Raw genomic sequence first — 20,272 nt, forward strand, 5'->3', positions numbered from 1 at the left:
CGTCACGGTTCCCAGCCTCGACGCCCGCAATCGGCGGCAGCGCTGATGAGACTTCGGTCGAAGACGCAGCACGCCTCGGCCACCCGAGGGTGGCCGAGGCGTGCTGCGTTGCTCTGTTCGATCAGGCTGACTGTGCCTCGCGCTCGGCGACGAGATTGAGGGCGATGTCGATGATCATGTCCTCCTGGCCGCCGACGAGCCGGCGGCGACCGCACTCCATGAGGAGGTCGCGGACGTCGACGCCGTAGCGTGCGGAGGCATTCTCGGCGTGGCGGAGGAAGGAGGAGTAGACGCCGGCGTACCCGAGGGTGAGGGTCTCCCGGTCGACCCGGACAGGGCGGTCCTGGAGGGGTCGGACGATGTCGTCGGCGGCGTCCTGGAGCTTGAAGAGGTCGCAGCCGTGCTTGAAGTCGACCAGGTCGGCCACGGCGATGAACGCCTCGATGGGGCAGTTGCCGGCGCCGGCGCCGTGCCCGGCGAGGGAGGCGTCGACGCGGTAGATGCCGTTCTCGACCGCGACCACGCTGTTGGCGACGGAGAGGGAGAGGTTCTCGTGGGCGTGGATGCCGATCTCGGTGGCCGGGTCGAGGACGTCGCGGTAGGCACGGGCTCGTTCGGCGACACCGTTCATCGTCAGCCGGCCGCCGGAGTCGGTGATGTAGACGCAGTGGGCGCCGTAGGACTCCATCAGCTTGGCCTGCTGGGCGAGTTCGGTGGCGGGCGCCATGTGGGAGAGCATCAGGAAGCCCGAGACGTCCATGCCGATCTCGCGGGCCATCGCGATGTGCTGGGCGGAGACGTCGGCCTCGGTGCAGTGGGTGGCGACCCGGACCGAGCGGACCCCCAGGGAGTACGCCGTCTTCAGGTCGTGCACCGTGCCGACACCGGGCAGCAGCAGCGTCGTCAGGCGGGCGTTCGTGAGGACCGAGGCGGCGGCCTCGATCCACTCCCAGTCACTGTTGGACCCGGGCCCGTAGTTGACCGAGCCGCCGGCCAGGCCGTCGCCGTGGGCGACCTCGATGGCGTCGACACCGGCCTCGTCGAGGGCGGTCACGATGCGCTTGACGTCGGCGGGGGTGATGCGGTGGCGGACGGCGTGCATGCCGTCACGCAGGGTGACGTCCTGGACGAAGATCGGGGTGCTCACGTCAGTTCTCCTTCGAGGCAGCGCTCTGCTGGTCGCTCGCGCGGAGCGCGATGTGCTCGGCCATCTGGAGCGCGGCCGAGGTCATGATGTCGAGGTTGCCGGCGTAGGCCGGGAGGTAGTGCGCGGCGCCCTCGACCTCGAGGAACACCGACACCTGGTGCGTCGGGCGCTCGGTGCCGGCCTCGATGAGGGTCTCGACGGGCTGATCGGTGGGGATCTCGGTGATCTGGACCTGCTGCTTGAGCCGGTAGCCGGGCACGTAGGCCGCGACGTCGCCGACCATCTTCTCGACGCTCTGCCGGATCTCGTCCATGGCCGCGTCCGCGTCCGGCCCGGCGGTCGGCAGCGTGACGAGCGCGAAGACGGTGTCGCGCATGATCAGCGGCGGCTCGGCGGGGTTGAGGATGATGATGGCCTTGCCGCGCTGGGCACCGCCGACCTGCTCGATGGCGGCGGAGGTGGTCTCGGTGAACTCGTCGATGTTGGCCCGGGTCCCGGGGCCGGCGCTCTTCGAGGCGATGGAGGCGACGATCTCGGCATAGGGCACGGGCACGACACGGCTGATCGCGGCGACGATCGGAATGGTCGCCTGTCCACCGCAGGTCACCATGTTCACGTTCGGTGCGTCGAGATGGTCCTCGAGGTTGACCGCCGGGATCACATAAGGGCCGATCGCGGCGGGGGTCAGGTCGATGAGCCGCTTGCCGAGGGGGCCGAGCCGGGCGGCGTTGGCCTCGTGGGCCTTGGCGGAGGTGGCGTCGAAGACGATCTCGATGTCGTCGAAGCCGGGAAGTGCGATGAGGCCGTCGACTCCGTCGGCGGTGGTGGCGAACCCGAACCGGGCCGCCCGTGCGAGCCCGTCGGAGGCGGGGTCGATGCCGACCATCGCGCCCATCTCGAGGTGCTGGCTGGTGCGCATCACCTTGATCATCAGATCGGTGCCGATGTTCCCGGACCCGATGATGGCGACCTTGGTCCTGCCGGTCGAAGTGGTTGAGGGCGTGCTCATGCGTTCTCCTCGGAGGGGAAGGTGGCTGAGACGGTGCCCAGCCCGGAGATGGAGACGGTCACGTCGGCGCCCGGCGTGATGGGGCGCATCGGACCCAGTGCGCCGGAGAGGATCACCTGGCCGGCGCGGAGCGGGTCGCCGAACTCGCGCGCCTTGCGGGCGAGCCAGGCCACCGCGTTGAGCGGGTCGCCCAGGCAGGCGGCGCCGTTGCCGACCGAGACCTCGACCCCGTCGATGGTCATCGACATCGTGACCTCAGCGGGCGTGAAGTCGTCGAGGGTCTTCCGCTCGCCACCGAGCACGTAGACGCCCGACGAGGCGTTGTCGGCCACGGTGTCGCCGAAGCTGATGTCCCAGTCAGCGACCCGGCTGCCGCACACCTCGATCGCCGCGACCGCGTAGTCGATCGCACCGCGCACCTGCTCGTCGTCGAGCTCGCCCTCGGCGAGGTCCTCACCCAGGACGAAGGCCACCTCGGCCTCGGCGCGCGGCTGCAGCACAGCGCCGAACGGGACCGCGTCGCCGTCGCCGAAGGCCATGTCGTCCAGCAGCACCCCGAAGTCGGGCTGGTCCACACCGATCTGCTGCTGCACAGCCTCCGACGTCAACCCGATCTTGCGGCCGACGACGATGGCCCCGTCGGCGAGGCGAGCGTCGACGTTGATCCGCTGGACGGCGTACGCCGCCTCGACGTCGTCGCGGCCGATCAGGTCGCGCACCGGTGCGACCGCGTGGCCGCTCTTCGCCGCCTCACGCAGCCGCAGGGCGGCCTCGGCGATGGCCGGTGAGCCGACCGTGGTGGAGGTCTCTGTCATGGGAGAAGCGTCCCCGTCAGCTGACGGGAAAGACACCCGAACGTTCCACTCACCGAAACGTCGCGGGTAGGGTCTTCCTGTGGCCGACTCGATCGCCCCTCCCGCTGCGGACCTGGACACCGTCCTGGGCAAGGCCATGGCGATCCTGCGGTCCTTCAGACCCGAGGACCAGGTCCTCTCCCTCGCCGACATCGTCCGGCGAACCGGGTTGCCGAAGGGGTCGGCCCACCGGGTCGCGGCCGACCTGGTCGGCCACCAGCTCCTCGACAAGGTGCCCGGCGGCTATCGGCTGAGCGGCGGCCTCTTCGAGCTGGGCATGCGCGCCTCCGCCGAGCGGACGCTGCTGGAGCTCGCCATGCCCTTCCTGCAGGACCTCTACGAACGCACGCACGAGACCGTCCATCTGGGTGTCACCGACGGCCAGGCCGTGGTGTATGTCGCGAAGATCGGCGGCCACCGACAGGCCAAGACACCCTCCCGCGTGGGTGGGCGGATGCCGCTGCACTGCACCGCGATCGGGAAGGTCCTGCTCGCGCACGCGGACCCCGATCTGCGTCGTCAGGTGCTGTCGGGGCCGCTGGAGCGACGTACGCCGCACACGATCGTCGCCCCCGGCCTTCTGCGCCGTCAGCTCACGGCCGTGCGCGAGAACGGCATCGCGTTCGAGCGCGAGGAGTCCACCACGGGCCTGCTGTGCGTCGCCGCACCGGTGCTCGACCGCGACGGCCGGACCGCGCTCGCGGCGATCAGCGTGACCGGCCCCGTCGGCCGGTTCCGCCCGGAGGCCCACACCGCCGCCGTCCGGGCCGCCGCCCAGGGACTGGGCAGCGTGCTGGCGCGACGCGCGTCCTGACCCTCTGGAGGCGGCATGGAGCGTCGGAGGACGTCATGACCGCTAGGGTTCCAGGCGCAGACCGTGACACTTCCGCCTTCTTCGATAGCGAGCTCCCATGCCCCGTAGTGCCCCACGCCGCGACATCGACGAGTCCAAGGTGGTGGTGTCCTCGGCGCAGGATCATGCGGCCGGGGTGAAGGCGGTCGCGGTGGCGATGAAACGGGCCTTCGACGAGATGGGTGCGGTGCGGTCGGCGCGGACGTTGACCAAGCTCAACCAGGTCGACGGGTTCGACTGTCAGGGCTGTGCCTGGCCGGACCCGGACGCGGGGCATCGGCACAGTGCGGAGTTCTGTGAGAACGGGGCGAAGGCGGTCGCCGAGGAGGCCACGGTGCGCCGGGTGGAGCCGTCGTTCTTCGCCGAGCACTCGGTGGCGGCGTTGGGGGAGCGATCCGACTACTGGCTGGGGCAGCAGGGCCGGATCACGCATCCGATGGTGCTGCGTGACGGCGGCACTCACTACGAGCCGATCGACTGGTCGGAGGCGTTCGCGCTGATCGGGCGGCACCTGAACGCGCTGGCGAGTCCCGATGAGGCGATCTTCTACACCTCGGGGAAGGTGTCGAACGAGGCGGCGTTCGCCTTCCAGCTCTTCGTCCGCGCGTTCGGCACCAACAACCTGCCCGACTGCTCGAACATGTGCCACGAGTCGACCTCGGTCGGCTTGGCGGAGGTGATCGGCATCGGCAAGGGGTCGGTGTCGTTGGAGGACCTCCATGCCGCTGAGCTGATCGTGGTGGCCGGGCAGAACCCGGGCACGAACCATCCCCGGATGCTCTCGGCGTTGGAGGAGGCCAAGTCCCGCGGCGCGAAGATCCTGGCGATCAACCCACTGCGTGAGGCCGGTCTGGTGCGGTTCAAGAACCCGCAGAAGGCCACGGGGGTGGTCGGCCACGGGACCGCGTTGGCGGACCTGCATCTGCCGGTGCGGTTGGGTGGGGATCTGGCCCTGTTCCAGGCGATCGGGCATCTGCTGGTGACCTGGGGGGCGCTCGACGTCGCGTTCATCGCCGAGCACACGGCCGGCTTCGAGGACTGGGCCGCGGGAGTGCGGGACCTGGACTGGGCGATGGTGGCCGAGGCGACCGGGCTGACCCGGGAGCAGATCACGCAGGCCGCGGAGCTGTTCCGGGACTCCTCGGCGACGGTGTTCTGCTGGGCGATGGGGATCACCCAGCACCGCGCCGGGGTGGCCACGGTCAAGGAGATCGCCAACCTGGCGTTCGCGCAGGGCAACATCGGCAAGCCCGGTGCCGGCCTGTGTCCGGTGCGCGGCCATTCCAACGTCCAGGGGGACCGGACGATGGGGATCTGGGAGCGCCCGCCGGGACACTTCCTGGACGCGATCGAGGCGGAGTTCGGGTTCGACCCGCCGCGGGAGCACGGGTACGACGCCGTGCACGCCACCACCGCCCTGCTCGAGGGCCGCGCGAAGGTGTTCTTCGGGATGGGCGGCAACTTCGTCTCGGCGATGCCGGACACCCTGGTCGTCGAGGAGGCGATGTCGCAGGCGGCGTTGACGGTGCATGTGTCGACGAAGCTGAACCGGTCCCACCTGGCGCACGGCCGCGAGGCGCTGATCCTGCCGGCGTTGGGCCGCAGCGAGCGGGACCGGACCGGTGGGCGCGAGCAGCGGGTCACGGTGGAGGACTCGATGAGCGCGGTGCACGCCTCCCGTGGTCCGCTGAAGCCGGCCTCGCCGCTCCTGAAGTCCGAGGTCGACATCGTCTGCTCGATGGCCGAGGCGACCCTCGCCGGCCGCACGGATGCAACCGGAGCGTTGCCGTGGGCGGAGTTCCGGGCCGACTACACGACGATCCGCCAGCGGATCGCCCGGGTGGTGCCCGGTGCCGAGGGGTTCGTGGAGTTGGTGGACCAGCCGGGTGGGTTCGTGCTGCCGCACCCGCCCCGGGACAGCCGCACCTTCCCCACCGCGGCGGGGAAGGCGATCTTCACGACCACCCCGTTGTCGGTGATGAAGGTGCCGGACGGACGGTTGCTGTTGCAGACATTCCGGTCCCATGACCAGTTCAACACCACCATCTATGACCTCAACGACCGCTACCGCGGCATCAAGGGTGGACGGCGGGTGGTGTTCGTCAACCCCGACGACATCGTCGCGCTCGGACTGGCGGATGGGCAGCTGGTGGACCTGATCAGCGAGTGGGAGGACGGCTCGACCCGCAGCGTGCCGAGCTTCCGGGTTGTCTCCTATGACCAGCCACGCGGCTGCGCGGCGGCGTACTACCCCGAGGCCAACCCCCTGGTGCCGCTCGCGCACACCGCGGAGGGCAGCAATCAGCCGGCGTACAAGTCCCTCGTCATCGCGATCGTGCCCGCCGCCGACCCCGGTGCCCGCCCCACTAGCGACGCCGGCACCATCACCCGCGCCACGCCGGCCGATGACCGAGGCAAGCACGCTCCCGAGCCGGTCCAGCTCGGATAGCGCGGCCGCCCGCGTCGGCCGCGTCGCCCGCGTCGGCCGCGTCGGCTGCGCCGGCTGCGCCGGCTGCTGCGGCGCGGGGCCGCTGACCGCCGGGCCTCGCCTCGCGGGGAGCGCTGACGCCGTTGACGGAAGTGGTCTCAATCGTCCGATTCTCCGCGAGGAAATCCGCCGATTGAGACCAGTTCGTCGACCAGACGTGCCGCCCACCGTCTGACGCTCAACGCCATCCCCCTTTCCGGGGATTTCTCCCGCACGGGCGTGGGGCCCGTCTCAGCTCCTGCCACCGTCAGAGAGCGGCCGACTGAGCCGCACTGCGTGGGGGATCTGCAGGCGAGGAGGTCAGAGGAGTGAGCTGGTTGAAAGGGAAGTCCGCCGCGAAGCCTCGAGCGGACGAGATGGCGGCGTGGTGCGAGGCGCTGGGAAGCGACGTCGGGTCAGCAGAGCAGGAGGGCCTCGTCCGCTACGGGCACTTCGAGCGCATCGGGGGACAGACGATCGACGGTGTCTTCCTGACAGGTCGCCACATCTATCTGCGCTCCTACAGCCCGATCTCGCAGCGTTACTACGGCCCGCTGACGATCGTGCCGCTCGACCTCGTCGTCGTGGCGGGACCGCTCGACTCTGCCGGCTCGTCACGCTGGGGGCTCGCGGTTGCGGTGCCCGGGGCCGATGTCGAGAAGGGCGTGCAGCCGCTGACGGGGTACGCCTTCGAGGGCCTCACTACGAAGGCGGCGGTCTCCCGCCCGCAGGACGTCGTCGCCGAGCTGCGCAAGCTCCTTGCCGAGGGCCGGGTCCGGGTGCTCTCGGACGCGACGCCGGCCGCGGGGTCGGCGCGATCCGTCGAGGCGGCGCTCCTGCTGTCGGCCACCGCGGACGACCCTCGCTTGCGCAGCGACCTCGAGCGGTCCTGGCTGGTCCTCGACGCGAGGAGCCGGGGCCTTCCCGTTCCCGACCGAGCGGCCTGAGGGCAGCACGACTCGTCGATCAGGAGCGCCGAATCGCCGCGCGGGCGGTCGCGGCGACGCTCGCCACGACCGCGGGATCAACCTTCGGCCGCCGGCCCCGACTGGTGACGACCGCCAGCAGCTCGAGAAGCTCCAGGGTCGGATTGTTCGCAGACGGGGCGGAGTAGCGGTCGCCGCTGCGCCAGCCCAAGAGGGACAGCAGGTCGGCGATCTCGCTCCGCCAGTTTTCGGGCGGAGCCCCACTGCCGACGACCGCAAGGGTCATCCAGCCGGCGTGGCGGTCGAACTCCTTCGTCCCCACGGGCAGTCGACCGACGATGTGCCGCCACAGTGCGGGGGGATCGTGGCGACAGCGGACGCCCGCCGCCGTCGGGGCCAGCCGCCCCTTGCGCACTGTCACGAGGCCGAGCGCACGCGCTGATGAACGCAGCTCGGCCACCGGCCAGGTCTGGTCCTCGCGGTTGGCCTTGCCGATCCACCACGAGGCGATGTCGGTCCGCTCCGCGAGCACCTCGACCACCTTCGGTGGGAGATATCCCGCAGCGGTGAGCTGCAGGCCATCGCCGACGACCTCGAGCAGGATCCGGTACGCCGCGGTGAGGCGGGCCGCGTCGGCGTCAGCGACCTCCGCCGACCCGTGGGACGCCGGCCTGCCGAGGATCTGGCGCAGCGTCCGGATCTCGCGGTGCTCGAAGTCGTCGAACAGGTCGGCGAGCTCGCCGGACACCGCGACCGGCTCTGCGAGCCACGTCGAGAGCTCGGCGTTGGCCTCGTCGACGTCGAAGCGGTCGGGATGCCAACCGGCAGGCAGCCAGCCGTGGGCGTGCTCGGCATCCTCGAAGCCGTCGGGCAGCAGCGCGTCGTCGTACCCACTGCGCACCCAGGCGGCCAGCTCCTCGTGGCCGCCGATCCCGCCGCAGTCCTCCGGCGGACAGGCCAGCTCCCCGGCCAGGCACCGCACCTCGGCGGGCCGCTCGGCCAGCACCTCCTCGAGCTCGAGCACGTGATCCCAGTCGTCACCGAAGTCGTACTCGTACCACAGCGCGTCACCCACCGAGGCCAGCAGCTGGTCGAGGCGTACGTCGTCCTCGAGCACTCCGTCCTCATCCTCCTCGACGTCGAAGCGGGTGAGGAGATGGGAGGACCAGCGGTCGGCGCCCGTCCTGAACCGGTGCAGATGGGAGTTGGTCCAGCCCATCGCCGCCTGGATCGCGTCGTGCAGCCGAGGCAGCGGCAGGTCGGCCGGCAGGTCGAGCCGTCGCCACACCTGCGGCACGGAGCCCTCCAGGTGGAGGCGGACACGGAAGCCGCCGGCAGGCGTCTCTGCACGCGACGCACGTGGACGCACTCGGTCGGCGAGATAGATGACGTTGTCAGGGCCAGCCACGGGCGTCAGTCAACCAGGCGGCCCTGCACGTCACGTCCCGGATCACGATGTGACGCCGGATGTCACGCCTCAGGGGTGAAGACACCCAGCAGCACCGACTCCGAGGAGGACCTCATGCCCAGTGCATCTCGCTCGACCACACCGGTCGGGATCGACATGGATGTCGTCGAGGGGCGCTACGCCGAGCTCGACGACCACACCGTCTCGTTCGAGACCTTCCACCAGGACCTCGACGTGGCGCCGTACTTCCGCGGCCTGCCCGGCGACGCCTGCACCTGCCACCACGTCGGCTATGTCACGTCGGGGCAGATCACCTTCCGCTGGCCCGACCACGAGGAGACCTACGTGGAGGGCGATGCCTACGTCGCCGCGCCAGGGCACCGACCCCTCATCGCGGCCGGCACGTCGGTCGTCGAGTTCAGCCGGACCGCCGATCTGCGGCCCGTGATGGAGACCATCGGTCGCAACATCGAGGCCCTTGCCGGCTCCGCGGCCGGACCAGCGGCCGGATCAGGCCCGAGGGCCGGGGCATGACCGCCGTCGACGCTGGGCGCCCGGCGGAATCGGCGCGCCCCGTGGACGACGATCGAGCGGTCCTCGCCGACCGGTTCGTGACCTGGCTCGAGACCGGCGTGCGACCCGACGACCTGTTCGCCGCCGACATCTTCGCCGACCTCAGCCTCCCGCAGTGGCGGCTGCAGGCCGAGGGCGCGGAGGCTGCCTTCCGTCTGCGCGAGGGAAGCCACCCGTTCACGGGCGAGGTGAGGGTGGAGGCCCTGGACGCGACGACGCGCGGGTTCCTCCTGCAGTTCGAGGAGCGCTGGGAGGCGGAGGGTCAGCGGTGGTACTGCCGGGAGCTGATCCACTGCGCCGTCAGCGAGGGTCGCATCACCGAGCTCATCGTCTCCTGCACCGGAGACTGGGATGAGGCCACGCAGCGCCGGCACGCGGACCAGGTGCGCCTCCTGCGCCAGGCGCCGTAGTCTCTCGACCATGGCGCGCGACGCGACGTCCGCGGCGTCGCTGCTGACCCTGGCGCAGGCGGCCTGGGCCAGCGGCGACGGCCCGGCCGCCATGAGCTCGTTCGAACGTGCCGCGGCAGCCGCCCAGGCGGAGGAGGACCGGGCGGTCCAGGCCGGTGCGCTGCTCGGGCTGGCGCGAGGACAGCGCTACAACCTCACACCCGGTCTGCTGCCGGCCCGCCTGCACGCGCTCTATGAGACGACGGATGAGAGCGCCCTTCGCGCTCAGCTCGCCTCTGCGCTGGCGCGATGCTGGTCCTACGCGAACGAGCCGCGCCGAGCCCGGCCCTTCGCGGTCGAGGCGCTCCACTTGGCCGATCGGCTGGACGACCCGGCCGTCCTGACCGACGCCCTCGACGCCGGCCTGACGTCCCACTGGGGGCCCGACGACCTGTCGCTGCGTCGTGACTGGGCCCTGCGGCTCGGGGACGTGGCCGTGCATCTCACCGACCTCGACGCCCAGCTGCAGGCGCACCTGTGGTCGCTCACCGTGGCCTGGGAGGTCCTCGACCTGACGCGGATGCATCGGGCCGTCCACGCGCTCGAGCTGTTGGCCGCTGACCATCCGCGTGCGGAGTTCTTCGCCGCGAGCCGTCGGCTGACGCTCGAGATCCTGCGGGGCCGGCTCGAGGTCGCACCACTCCTGATCCAGCGTGCGGCCGCAGCCGCCCGGGCGACCGTGATCCCCGACGCCGACGAGGTGGGGCACTCGATGCGTGCCTACACCGCCTTCTTCGCGGGGGACCCCCAGGTCTGCGCGGAGGAGGCGCCGGAGTTCGAGGGGTACGCCGTCGAGTTCGGGGTCGCCACCGTCCGAGCCGAGGCCGCCACGATCTGGCTCGGTGCCGGGCGGCTGGACAAGGTCGCCGAGATGATCCGCGTGTTCACACCCGATGTGCTGGACGCGCTGCCCCGCGACAGCGACTGGCTGCTCGTCCACCAGTGCGTCCTCGAAGGCGCGCTCGCGACCGGTGACCGCGAGATCACGGAGGCGGTGGTCAGCCGGTTGGCGCCGTACGCCGGCCGATCGGTCGTCAACGCTGGCGCGGTCATGTGGCATGGCGTCACCGACGACACGCTGGCGCGAGGACACGCACTCCTGGGCCATGACGAGGCGGCGGCTCGGCACCGGGCCGCGGCCCTCGCGACCTACGAGCGCGTCGGCGCGGTCTGGTGGCGAGATCGGCTGCGCGAGCAGCTGCCCGCCGAGCCGGAGATGCCCTCGGACCGCGTCGTGGTCCACCTGCACCAGCAACCGGGCGGTCTGTGGCTGGTCGGCCGCGAGGGCGCGACGTTCGTCCTGCCGCGGATGCGTGGCCTCGTCCATCTGCAGGCGCTGCTCGCGACGCCGGACACCGACACGACGGCGGCGAGTCTGGTCGGCCCCGTCATCGTCGAGCAGCCGGGCCTCGAGCTGCTCGACGCCGAGTCGCGGCGCGCGCTCACCGCCCGGCTGTCCGTCCTCGACGACCGACTCGCCGAGCTGTCCGAGGACGATGATCGGGCCGACGTACGCACCGGCCTGGAGGAGGAGCGCCGGATGATCGCGGCCTACCTCGCCGACGGCACGGGTCTGGCGCACCGGTCACGCGCGACTGGCTCGAATGCGGAGCGCGCTCGCATCGCCGTCCGCAAGGCCATCGTGGCGGCGATGGCCAGGATCGCCGAGACCGACCCGTGGCTCGGCCGCCACCTCCACGACCGGGTCACCACGGGCCACCGGTGCCGCTACAGCTCCGATCCGGACCGCCCGGTGCACTGGATACTCGACGGCCAGTGAGCCGGGGACCGCGCGCCGACCCTTGACCACCTGACGCCGAACGGCCAGGGTGATGCTCCGTGGGTGAGCCGCTGGACGCGGAGTCCGCCGAGTGGGTCCGCTCGCTCTCGAGTGGCGGCGAGGAGCGCGAGGCGGCCGTCGGGCGCCTTCACGACCGGCTCCGGGCCGTCGCACATCACGAGGCGCGGCGCCGGCACACGTCGATCGCCGGCCGCGAGCTGGAGGACCTGGCGGACCAGGCAGCCGACGATGCTCTGCTCGCGGTGCTGGCCAAGCTGCCGTCGTTCCGCGGCGAGAGCCGCTTCACCACGTGGACCTACCGGTTCGTGGTCCTCGAGCTCTCGCACAAGCTGGGCCGCCACCACTGGCGGCACGCCCTGCCGGCCGACGCTCACGACTGGGACGCGCTGCCGAGTGCGGTAGGAGCCGACCCCGTCCGCGAGGCGGAGGCAGTGGCACTGGTCGCAGCCGTGCGGACGGTCGTGGAGGAGCAGCTGACCGAGCGACAACGGGAGGTGTTCGTGGCGGCGGTCATCGACGGCACGCCGCTCGACGCGCTCGCCGAGCGCCTCGACGTCACCCGCGGTGCCGTCTACAAGAGCCTGTACGACGCCCGACGGGCGCTCCGCGTCGGGCTGATCGCGCGCGGCTACCTGGAGCCTGCCCGCGCCGGACGTGGCTTCCCGTGGCGTGCGACCCGGAAGGACGTGCGCGGACAGCTCGACCACTTCCTGCTCACTGATCCCACGGACGTCGGCTGCGACGAGGCGCTCCGGCTCCTGCACGTCTACGTCGACCTGTTCCACGCCGACCGTGCCGACGCGGAGGGTCAGTATCCCGGGATCGTCGCCCACCTCGCGGCGTGCGGCCCGTGCGGCGACGACTTCAAGGGGCTGCTCGCCACCGTGTCCGGGTCGAGCCCGGACACGGCGCTCAAGGTCAGCGCACGACGATCCCTTCACCGCCGGCCGCGTTCGGGACGGTGACGGAGTCGATCTTCACCAGGCTGCCGTCGCCGGCCACGCGGAAGCCGTCGACCCCGCCGCTGGCACCGGTCTGCACGTAGACGAAGCGGCCATCAGGAGAAGCCGCCGCGTCGACGGTCCCGGGGCCCGTCGCGGTCGTGCCGAGCACGTCCAGCGTGCCGGCGCGCCCGATGCGGTAGCCCGACAGCGTGGCACTGCCCGCGTTCGAGGCGTAGACGCGGTGGCCCGTCACGACCGCCCAGCAGGTCGCGGCCTGCCCGGTAGCGGCTGAGGCGAGCGGATGCAGGTGCCCGTCGCCGCCGATGCGGAAGGTCGCGACGCTGTTGGTGCCGGCCTCGGTGAGGGCCAGCACGCCGCGACTGTCGAAGGCGAACCCGAACGGCACGGCCCCCGGCAGCGCCGTCGTCACCGGCGTCTTCGAGAGACCGAACCCGCGGACGTCGTACACGAGGACCGAGCTGCTCCCCGCCTTGGTGGTCACGACCAGCTGGCCGCCATCAGGCGTGAAGGCGATCTGACCGGGGGTGTGGGTGAACTCCGGCGTCAGCGTCGGGTCGAGGCCGAGGTCTCGGTGCCAGGCGGGCACGCTCACGAGCCGCTCGCCGAGGCGGAGGAAGCCCTGGATCGCGCCGCCGCCGCGCGCATCGAGCACGAACACACGGTTGCCGTGAAGCGTGACGCTCACCGGGAAGGTCCCCCCGGCCGGGAGGACCTGTCGGCGTGCGAGCCGGTCCCCGGCGACCGTGAAGGTCGTGATGGTGTCGCTGCCGGCGTTCACGGCGACGAGCAGCCCGCGGTCATAGCCGAGCGGTCCCTCGGAGGCGAGGTGGTCCACGACCGAGCCGGTGAGCACACCGCCGAGGCCGCCGGTGGCATAGCGCCCGGCCTCGCGGAGCGTCCCGGAGGCCGACCTGGTGTAAGCGATGACCGTGTTGCCGCCCGGGTCGTCGTTCTGGACGAAGACGGCGTCGGCCCCTCCCGACTCGTGCGCGGACGCCTGCGGCGCGAGTGCGATGGAGGAGGCGACGGCGGAGGTGAGGGCGAGGCCGGCGGCAGCAGAGGCGGCCGCCAGCAGACGAGCAGGTCGATGGATTCGCATGGTGCTCCTTCGGGTCGGGACTCTCTCGTCTCCTCTGCGCCCGACAGCGCACCGACTCTTACCTCGCGCCCCGCACTTTTCCCCCACGCTTTCTTCTCCCACGCTGCCGCCACCGCGCAGGGGGCCAGGGAGGCCGGGCGAGTGGGCAGGCCGAGGGCGCCCGTCAGGGGCGGTGGACCGACACGACCGCGAAGGTCTCGCTGCCACCGGCCATGTCCCGCTCCCGCACGATGCCGACGCCGCGCGCGTAGAGCTTCAACGAGAGCACGCCGGGCTCCAACCGGGTCCACTCGAAGGTGCGCAGCACGTGTCGGAACCGGCGCATCGGAGTGCGCTCGGTGGGCTTGAACCCGACGATCCAGGCCTGGTCCTCGGCATGTCCGCGGAAGAGCTCCTGACGATAGGCATCGGTCGCGTGCGGGTCGGCGGGCATGATCAGGCCCGCCCGGGCCCCGCCGACGCCGGCGCGCCAGGAGCCCTCCCGACTGTCGAGACGGCCGTGCTCGTCGAAGGTCGCGGTGCGCTCTCCGAAGTACCAGACGTTGCCGCGGTCGTCCGCGGCGTAGGTGTCGCTGGTGCGCTCGGCGAGCGTCCCGTCGGCGCGCCGCAGGACGTCGAGCACGACGCGGGTGGTGACGCCTTGGATGACCTCGGTCCGGTGCGTCACCGTGACGCGTTCGCGCAGGTGCACACCCTCGTCGGTGCCGCGAAGCCGCGTGACCGTGCCCGGCACGAGCGGGAACCACGGGTTCGCGACGGGCCGAGCGAAGCTCGCCGGGTCGGGTGTGGCCCTGGCTGCGGGCCGCGCTGCGGTCGTGGCCGGTCGCTCCGGCGTGGTGCCCAGACGAGCGTCAGCGCGCGTGGCGACGACAATGGCGGCGATGGCCGCGAGCGCGGCGAAGGTCGAGAGTCGCATGGGATCCTCCCGGGGTGGTCTTCCACCAGTGTGGACCCGATCAGCCCGCGCGGAGCCTGCGTGGAGCGCGCTCGAACCTGCCGCCTGCGGTCTACACCCCGGCGGCGGTGACGATTGCGTCGGTGAGGAAGCCGGCGATGAGGCCGAGGAGCATCCCGTAGGCCAGGAGGTCACTGCGCCGGGCACGCGTGGCGACACCGACGAGCTGGGTGATGACGTAGAGGAGCGATCCGGCGGCCAGGGTGAGGAAGGCGACGCTGACGGCCTCGCTGGTGAAGCCGTGGCCGACGAGGGTGCCCACGAAGGTCGGGCCGCCGCCGATCGCGCCGAGCATCAGCAGGAAGCCCCAGCTCGGACGACGTGCCACGCCGGACTCGTCGACGTCCGCGGCGAGGGGGGCGACGATGCCGAACCCCTCGGTGGCATTGTGCAGACCGAAGCCGATGACCAGCATGACCGCGAGGCCGATCTCGCCCGAGGCCGCCGACTGTCCGATGGCGAGACCCTCGGCGAAGTTGTGCAGCCCGATGCCCACGGCGATCATCAGCGCGAGACGCCGGGCGTCGGACCAGTGTGCGATCCGGCGGAGCCGCGCGGTCTCGCCCACCGTCATCGCGCCCGGGCCGAAGGGTCGCGCGGGCCGGGCCGCGTGGCGTCCCATCCAACGCTCGTAGTAGACGAGGGAGAGCAGTCCCACGCTGAGGCCCGCCGTGGCGATGAGGCCGTAGCCGATCGCCGTGCCCAGACCCCCGTCGCCCTCGTGGATCGCGCCGAGCGCCTCGTCGATCGGCTCCCACGCCGCCGACAGCACGTCCCACACCAGGAACAGCAGCACGCCGATCGCGGTGGCGTTGAGGAACAGACGCAACGACGGCGACGCGGAGCGCAGCCGACCGATCGGGAGGCCGATCAGGATGGTGACGCCGGCGATCAGGCCCAGCAGCAGGGTGGTTCCCAGTCCCACGGACAGCTCGCAATCCAAGTGAGGGTTCAAGTCCGTTTAGGTTAGGCTAACCTGCTGCTGGATGCTAGAGGGGGTCGGCAAAACCCCCAATGGTCGGCGATCGACCGCTTCGAGCCGTGGGGCTCAGAGGACCGCTCAGAGGACCTTGGTGCCATACATCTCGCCCAGCGGGTCGGCCAGCAGCTCAAGCCGAGCGCCGTCCGGGTCGCGGAAGTAGATCGACTTCTCGGACTCGACCACGTATTCGACGCCGGCGGCGTCGAGCTTGCCGCGCAGGTGATCCCACTTCTCCGGGGTGACGGAGATCGCGAGGTGGTGCAGTCCGCCGAGGACTTCGGCGTACGGGCCCAGGTCGAGGCCGGGCAGGTCGAAGAACGCCAGCAGGTTGCCCTCGCCGATGTCGAAGAAGAAGTGGTTGGAGCCCGCGTAGTCGCGATTCTCGAAGATCTCGGTGAGCGGGAACTCCAAGAGACCCTGGTAGAAGTCGATCGTTCTGCGGACATCCGAGCAGATCAGGGCGAAGTGGTGCAGCCCGCGCGCGCTGCTCGCCGGCCTCGTCGCGACATCTGCCAGGTAGTCGGCTCGGATCCGGTCGCGCTCGGCGGCGATGGCATCGAGGTCGATCGCGGTCATCTCATCCCTCTCGGAGTCGGAACAGTGGGGGAACAGTGGGGACAGTGGGGACAGTCGGAGAAGTCAGATTCGGAAGAAGCCTCCGAGGAACCGGTGGGCGAGCTCCTGGTCGCCGTGGATGCTGCCAGCGTTCATGCGACCGTAGGCGGTCAGCACGAAGCTGGCCGCATCGAAGTCGATGACCGCCGCGACGTCGTCGAGCGGCTCGGGCGAGCAGGCGAGGCCGTCAGGGCTGCACACCATCCTGGTGCCGCCGGCGTTCTCGCCGGAGTCGATGCGGACGCCCAGCTCCATCGGCGCGGCATCCGGTGCGATCTCCAGGGTCGCCTGCCAGAGCACGAAGCACAGCGGCACCAACAGGTCGGCGGAGCGTGCGTCGAGTGCGTGCGGTCGTCCGGTCCCTTCGCGGATGTCCCAGCTGTGCACCGTGTAGTCGACCAGCTGGAAGACCGGGTAGAAGAACGCTGGCAGAGGACCCATGTACTTGTGGGGGATCTGCAGCCCACCCCAGTCCTCGGCCGTCAGGGCCTCCTCGATGCCCAGCATCTTCTCGAGCGCCGTACGCAGCCTGTCCAGCGCCGCCCCGCGCTCCAGCTCGCGGAACGCTCGTGCCCCCTGGTTGACATGGACGGCCATGTCGCGCAGCGGGACCGACGGTGGTGGCTCGCCCTTCCCGTTGGCGGCGTCGAAGCCGACGAAGTAGGTCTCCGTCGTGTCGATCAGGTGACCGATGACGTCGCGGACCTGCCAGTCGCCGGCGCCCGTCGGCGCCTTCCAGGCGCTCGGATCCTCCACCAGAGCGAACATGCCTGCGGACTCACGCCGAATGCCCTCGAGCAGGTTGCTCTTGCTGGCGAAGTCCATGAAGTTCCACGCGCTGCCCATCGCGCTCTCCTCGCCGGGACTCCCGGACGCCCCACCCTGTGGTTGCCGTGTCGACCATCGTTGAACGCCCGCCGTGCGGTGTCAACCGGCCGTCTACGCTGAGCCTCGTCGGCGGCCGATGGTGCTGGTGCGGGCGCCTTTCCCAGGGAGGGGCATGAAGTTCGTTCACCAGAGCCTCGCGCAGCGGGTGGTCTTCGCGCCCGGTGAGGCGTCGGCGGCGGTCGGGGCCGAGATCGAGGCCATCGGTGCCAGCAAGGTGATGCTGATCGCCTCCCGTCGCCCGTCAAAGGTCGTGGAGTCGATCGCCGCCACCCTGCCGGTGGTGCTGCGGCACGACGAGGTCGTGATGCATGTGCCGCTCGAGGTCGCCGATCGTGCCCGGACGGCGGCCGCGGCCTCCGGCGCCGACGTCATCGTCACGGTCGGGGGCGGCTCCGCGACGGGACTGGGCAAGGCGGTCGCGCTCACGACGGGCCTGCCGATCATCGCCGTGCCGACGACGTACGCCGGATCCGAGGCCACCGACGTGTGGGGCCTGACGGAGGGGGAGACCAAGACCACCGGGGTCGCCTCGGTGGTCCTTCCGACCTCGATCGTGTACGACGCCACTCTGTTGGCCAGTCTGCCGGTCGACGTCGCCGTCGCCTCGGGACTCAACGCGGTGGCGCACGGTGTCGACGCCATGTGGGGGCCGCGCGTCGACCCCATCGACCAAGCGCTGGCGGCAGAGGGGCTTCGCGGCCTTGCGGAGGGGCTCGTGCGCGTCGCCTCGGACCCGTCGGAGGTCGCCGGCATCGAGCAGACGCTGTACGGCGCCTACCTGGCCGCCGTCTCGTTCGCCTCGGCCGGCAGCGGGATGCATCACAAGATCTGCCACGTCCTCGGTGGCACGTTCCACCTGCCCCACGCGCCGACGCACGCCGTGGTCCTGCCGCACGTGCTGGCGTTCAACGCGCCGTGGGCGCCCGAGGCGACGCACCGCATCGCCCGTGCCTGGGACGCCCCGTCCGCCGTCGAGGGGCTCTCGACTCTGCGGGCGCGTGTCTCGGCGCCCTCGGCGCTGAAGGACTACGGGATGCCCGAGAGCGGCATCGCGACGGCAGTCGGGCCGATCATGGCGGCGATCCCGTCGAGCAACCCCGCGCCCGTCACTCGGGAGAACCTCACCGCGCTCCTCTCTGCCGCGTGGTCCGGGCAGCCTGCATCCGCGCGCTGAGCCGCGGGGCCGTGGCCGTTCGCTGCGCCGGATTCGCCCGACACGCCGTACCGCTCGGCGTGTCGGGCCGATCCGGCGCATGGAAGGGCCGCGCCCGACGCCCGTTGCCGGTGGCGGCCAAGGGGGACGCGGGACCGGCCGGCTTCGCCCGGATGATGGAATGAGGCCCGTGGACCGACCTCTCAACTCCGTCGACTCGCGGCGGCCGGGTCCGACTCTGGCGATCCGGGGGCGCACCACCACCGTCGACGGCACCCTCGTGATGGGGGTGGTGAACGCCAGCCCGGAGTCCTTCTCCGACGCCGGGCGCTTCACCGACGTCGACCAGCGCATCGAGCTGTGTGCCGAGATGGTCGAGGCCGGTGCCGACATCATCGACATCGGGGGTCAGTCGGCGATCACCAACCAGCCCGAGCTCGACGCCGACGTCGAAGCCGAGCGGGTGCTCCCGCTGGTGTCGTGGCTCCACCAGCACCACCCGGACGTGCTGGTCAGCGTGGACACCTACAAGCCGACCGTGGTCGAGGCGGCCTTGACGGCCGGGGCCGACATCATCAACGACGTCAGCGGGCTGCTCTACCCGGAGGTCGCGGACAGCTGCGCCCGACACGGGGCGGCGCTCGTCGTCATGCACACTCGGGCGCGGCCGAAGGTCCGGCTCCAGGAGCAGGACCTGTACGACGACGTCACCTCCGACGTCCTCGGGTTCCTCGAGGACCGGATCGAGCAGGCGGTCGCGCGCGGCCTCGACCGTGACGCCCTCGTCGTGGACCCCGGGCCGGACTTCACCAAGACCCCGGCTCAGACCGTCTCGATGCTGCGGCGGATCGACGAGGTGCGCGGCCTGGGTCGGCCCGTCCTGCTGGCCCTCTCGCGCAAGGACTTCCTGGGTGCCATCACCGGGCGGACCCCGCGCGGTCGCGATGCGGCCACGCACGCCGCCTTGGCCTTCTTCGCCTGCACGCCCGGCAACATCGTCCGCGTCCACGACGTCCGCGCCGCACGTGACGTGATCGCCACCGTCGAGACCCTCGCCGGCTGGCGCGACATCGACGACGACTACCTGCTGCCCGACGAGCTGCGCCACGAGCCGGCGACGTCCTGAGGTCCTGACATGGATCCGAAGGCGGCGGCCTGGTTCCGCGAGTCCACCAGCGAGGCGGCGCAGTGGTCGACCGCGGACCTCCTGGAGGCGAAGGGAGAGCAGCGGATCAGCGTGGTGATCCCGGCGCGCAACGAGGAGGCCACGGTCGCCGACGTCGTCAGCAGGATCCGACGGCGTCTCATGGTCGACCTGCCGCTCGTCGACGAGCTCGTCGTCATGGACTCGCTCTCGACCGACGCCACGGGAGAGCGAGCACAGGCGGCCGGGGCACAGGTCTGGTCGGTGGCCGACGTGCTCGCTGAGGTGGGTGTCCGACCTGGCAAGGGCGAGGCACTATGGAAGTCGCTCTTCGTCACCTCCGGTGACGTCCTCCTCTTCATCGACGCCGACCTCACCGACTGGGACACCCACTTCGTCACCGGCCTGCTGGGCCCGATGCTGACGCGGCCGGAGGTGCGGCTCGTCAAGGGCTTCTACGACCGCAGGCTGGACCTCGGCGACGGGGTGGCGGCCGAAGGGGGACGCGTCACCGAGCTGGTGGCGCGCCCCTGGCTCGCGCTCCACCGCCCCGAGCTCAGCGCCGTCGTCCAGCCGCTCGCAGGGGAGTGGGCGATCCGCCGTGACCACTTCGCGTCCTTGTCGGTCCCGTGTGGCTACGGGGTCGAGCTGGCCACGCTGCTCGATACGCACGAGCGGGACGGGCTCCGCGCGATCGCACAGGTCGACCTCGGGCAGCGCGCCCACGTCCACCAGAGCATCCACGACCTGTCGGCGATGGCGACCGAGATCATGGCGGTGGCCGAGCGTCGTACCGGCCGCCAGGCGCCCGACAGCGTGGCGCTGCCGCTCATCCAGCGCGACCGAACCTGGCACGTGCGCGAGGTGGCGACCTCGGAGCGCCCGCCGGCGATGACGGTGCCGGGCTATCGGGCCAACCCACCTGTGACCGGCGCAAACGCCCCCGATTGGGAGCCGAGAGCGCCCATGGGTTAGAGTTCCACC

At 71.2% G+C, this 20,272-nt stretch carries 19 protein-coding genes; 10 read left to right on the forward strand and 9 right to left on the reverse strand.

Translation table 11 applies throughout. The features are described 5' to 3' along the window. Positions 1-121: 121 nt before the first annotated feature. From dmpG to ACYQ1K_RS04035, 3 genes are read right to left on the reverse strand one after another with little or no spacing between them, the layout of a single operon-like run. Positions 122-1,147 carry a 4-hydroxy-2-oxovalerate aldolase gene (dmpG, locus tag ACYQ1K_RS04025; protein WP_459981519.1) on the reverse strand — a complete coding sequence of 342 codons (1,026 nt, stop codon included), beginning with the start codon at positions 1,145-1,147 and terminating at the stop codon, positions 122-124. Position 1,148: 1 nt separating this feature from the next. Further along, the gene (locus tag ACYQ1K_RS04030) at positions 1,149-2,156 is read right to left on the reverse strand and encodes an acetaldehyde dehydrogenase (acetylating) (RefSeq protein ID WP_459981520.1); all 1,008 of its coding nucleotides are present in this window, start codon (positions 2,154-2,156) and stop codon (positions 1,149-1,151) included. Then, positions 2,153-2,971 (reverse strand): 2-keto-4-pentenoate hydratase, encoded by an 819-nt coding sequence (locus tag ACYQ1K_RS04035; protein WP_459981521.1) that lies wholly within the window; start codon positions 2,969-2,971, stop codon positions 2,153-2,155. The genes ACYQ1K_RS04030 and ACYQ1K_RS04035 overlap by 4 nt, the downstream gene beginning before the upstream one ends. 79 nt (positions 2,972-3,050) lie before the next feature. Between ACYQ1K_RS04035 and ACYQ1K_RS04040 the strand changes: the two genes are divergently transcribed. The 3 genes from ACYQ1K_RS04040 to ACYQ1K_RS04050 all read left to right on the forward strand — a co-directional run bounded on the left by ACYQ1K_RS04040 (position 3,051) and on the right by ACYQ1K_RS04050 (position 7,277). Next, positions 3,051-3,824: an IclR family transcriptional regulator gene (locus tag ACYQ1K_RS04040; RefSeq protein WP_459981522.1), complete on the forward strand. Its 774-nt coding sequence runs from the start codon at positions 3,051-3,053 to the stop codon at positions 3,822-3,824. A gap of 97 nt (positions 3,825-3,921) precedes the next feature. After that, positions 3,922-6,312 (forward strand): FdhF/YdeP family oxidoreductase, encoded by a 2,391-nt coding sequence (locus ACYQ1K_RS04045; RefSeq protein ID WP_459981523.1) that lies wholly within the window; start codon positions 3,922-3,924, stop codon positions 6,310-6,312. Between the two features lie 347 nt (positions 6,313-6,659). Beyond that, complete coding sequence (locus ACYQ1K_RS04050; protein ID WP_459981524.1) at positions 6,660-7,277, forward strand: hypothetical protein; 618 nt, start codon at positions 6,660-6,662, stop codon at positions 7,275-7,277. Positions 7,278-7,296: 19 nt separating this feature from the next. Here ACYQ1K_RS04050 and ACYQ1K_RS04055 read toward each other — a convergent pair whose 3' ends face one another. Beyond that, on the reverse strand, positions 7,297-8,664 hold the full coding sequence (locus ACYQ1K_RS04055; protein WP_459981526.1) for a plasmid pRiA4b ORF-3 family protein: 1,368 nt from the start codon (positions 8,662-8,664) through the stop codon (positions 7,297-7,299). A gap of 114 nt (positions 8,665-8,778) precedes the next feature. Between ACYQ1K_RS04055 and ACYQ1K_RS04060 the strand changes: the two genes are divergently transcribed. From ACYQ1K_RS04060 to ACYQ1K_RS04075, 4 genes are read left to right on the forward strand one after another with little or no spacing between them, the layout of a single operon-like run. Then, positions 8,779-9,198 carry a cupin domain-containing protein gene (locus ACYQ1K_RS04060; protein WP_459981528.1) on the forward strand — a complete coding sequence of 140 codons (420 nt, stop codon included), beginning with the start codon at positions 8,779-8,781 and terminating at the stop codon, positions 9,196-9,198. Beyond that, entirely contained in the window at positions 9,195-9,647 is a 453-nt protein-coding gene (locus tag ACYQ1K_RS04065) for a hypothetical protein (RefSeq protein WP_459981529.1), read from the forward strand. The genes ACYQ1K_RS04060 and ACYQ1K_RS04065 overlap by 4 nt, the downstream gene beginning before the upstream one ends. A 10-nt stretch (positions 9,648-9,657) precedes the next feature. After that, entirely contained in the window at positions 9,658-11,466 is a 1,809-nt protein-coding gene (locus ACYQ1K_RS04070; RefSeq protein ID WP_459981530.1) for a hypothetical protein, read from the forward strand. Positions 11,467-11,525: 59 nt separating this feature from the next. Beyond that, positions 11,526-12,452, forward strand: a complete 927-nt coding sequence (locus ACYQ1K_RS04075) for an RNA polymerase sigma factor (RefSeq protein WP_459981531.1) — start codon at positions 11,526-11,528, stop codon at positions 12,450-12,452. Here the strand turns inward: ACYQ1K_RS04075 and ACYQ1K_RS04080 are convergent. From ACYQ1K_RS04080 to ACYQ1K_RS04100, 5 genes are all read right to left on the reverse strand, one after another. Further along, entirely contained in the window at positions 12,406-13,551 is a 1,146-nt protein-coding gene (locus tag ACYQ1K_RS04080) for a lactonase family protein (protein WP_459981532.1), read from the reverse strand. The genes ACYQ1K_RS04075 and ACYQ1K_RS04080 overlap by 47 nt on opposite strands. 163 nt (positions 13,552-13,714) lie before the next feature. Next, positions 13,715-14,467, reverse strand: a complete 753-nt coding sequence (locus ACYQ1K_RS04085; protein WP_459981533.1) for a hypothetical protein — start codon at positions 14,465-14,467, stop codon at positions 13,715-13,717. 91 nt (positions 14,468-14,558) lie between these two features. Beyond that, positions 14,559-15,431, reverse strand: a complete 873-nt coding sequence (locus ACYQ1K_RS04090) for a ZIP family metal transporter (RefSeq protein WP_459981534.1) — start codon at positions 15,429-15,431, stop codon at positions 14,559-14,561. Between the two features lie 135 nt (positions 15,432-15,566). After that, positions 15,567-16,064, reverse strand: a complete 498-nt coding sequence (locus ACYQ1K_RS04095; RefSeq protein ID WP_459981535.1) for a VOC family protein — start codon at positions 16,062-16,064, stop codon at positions 15,567-15,569. Positions 16,065-16,127: 63 nt separating this feature from the next. After that, positions 16,128-16,949 carry a maleylpyruvate isomerase family mycothiol-dependent enzyme gene (locus ACYQ1K_RS04100; RefSeq protein ID WP_459981536.1) on the reverse strand — a complete coding sequence of 274 codons (822 nt, stop codon included), beginning with the start codon at positions 16,947-16,949 and terminating at the stop codon, positions 16,128-16,130. A 154-nt stretch (positions 16,950-17,103) separates the two neighbouring features. Here ACYQ1K_RS04100 and ACYQ1K_RS04105 point away from each other — a divergent pair, with 154 nt between their 5' ends. From ACYQ1K_RS04105 to ACYQ1K_RS04115, 3 genes are all read left to right on the forward strand, one after another. Beyond that, entirely contained in the window at positions 17,104-18,165 is a 1,062-nt protein-coding gene (locus ACYQ1K_RS04105) for a maleylacetate reductase (protein WP_459981537.1), read from the forward strand. 169 nt (positions 18,166-18,334) lie between these two features. Continuing rightward, positions 18,335-19,270 carry a dihydropteroate synthase gene (folP, locus tag ACYQ1K_RS04110; protein WP_459981538.1) on the forward strand — a complete coding sequence of 312 codons (936 nt, stop codon included), beginning with the start codon at positions 18,335-18,337 and terminating at the stop codon, positions 19,268-19,270. A 9-nt stretch (positions 19,271-19,279) separates the two neighbouring features. Continuing rightward, positions 19,280-20,263, forward strand: a complete 984-nt coding sequence (locus ACYQ1K_RS04115) for a glucosyl-3-phosphoglycerate synthase (RefSeq protein WP_459981539.1) — start codon at positions 19,280-19,282, stop codon at positions 20,261-20,263. Positions 20,264-20,272: the final 9 nt, after the last annotated feature.

This window comes from Nocardioides sp. AN3, assembly GCF_054653495.1.

Bases quoted from the DNA above. Each gene is read 5' to 3' on its own strand.
- ACYQ1K_RS04070 (WP_459981530.1), top strand. From the start codon at position 9,658: ATGGCGCGCGACGCGACGTCCGCGGCGTCGCTGCTGACCCTGGCGCAG.
- ACYQ1K_RS04045 (WP_459981523.1), top strand. From the start codon at position 3,922: ATGCCCCGTAGTGCCCCACGCCGCGACATCGACGAGTCCAAGGTGGTG.
- ACYQ1K_RS04085 (WP_459981533.1), bottom strand. From the start codon at position 14,467: ATGCGACTCTCGACCTTCGCCGCGCTCGCGGCCATCGCCGCCATTGTC.
- ACYQ1K_RS04105 (WP_459981537.1), top strand. From the start codon at position 17,104: ATGAAGTTCGTTCACCAGAGCCTCGCGCAGCGGGTGGTCTTCGCGCCC.
- ACYQ1K_RS04030 (WP_459981520.1), bottom strand. From the start codon at position 2,156: ATGAGCACGCCCTCAACCACTTCGACCGGCAGGACCAAGGTCGCCATC.
- ACYQ1K_RS04060 (WP_459981528.1), top strand. From the start codon at position 8,779: ATGCCCAGTGCATCTCGCTCGACCACACCGGTCGGGATCGACATGGAT.
- ACYQ1K_RS04100 (WP_459981536.1), bottom strand. From the start codon at position 16,949: ATGGGCAGCGCGTGGAACTTCATGGACTTCGCCAGCAAGAGCAACCTG.
- ACYQ1K_RS04065 (WP_459981529.1), top strand. From the start codon at position 9,195: ATGACCGCCGTCGACGCTGGGCGCCCGGCGGAATCGGCGCGCCCCGTG.
- ACYQ1K_RS04095 (WP_459981535.1), bottom strand. From the start codon at position 16,064: ATGACCGCGATCGACCTCGATGCCATCGCCGCCGAGCGCGACCGGATC.
- ACYQ1K_RS04080 (WP_459981532.1), bottom strand. From the start codon at position 13,551: ATGCGAATCCATCGACCTGCTCGTCTGCTGGCGGCCGCCTCTGCTGCC.
- ACYQ1K_RS04035 (WP_459981521.1), bottom strand. From the start codon at position 2,971: ATGACAGAGACCTCCACCACGGTCGGCTCACCGGCCATCGCCGAGGCC.
- ACYQ1K_RS04115 (WP_459981539.1), top strand. From the start codon at position 19,280: ATGGATCCGAAGGCGGCGGCCTGGTTCCGCGAGTCCACCAGCGAGGCG.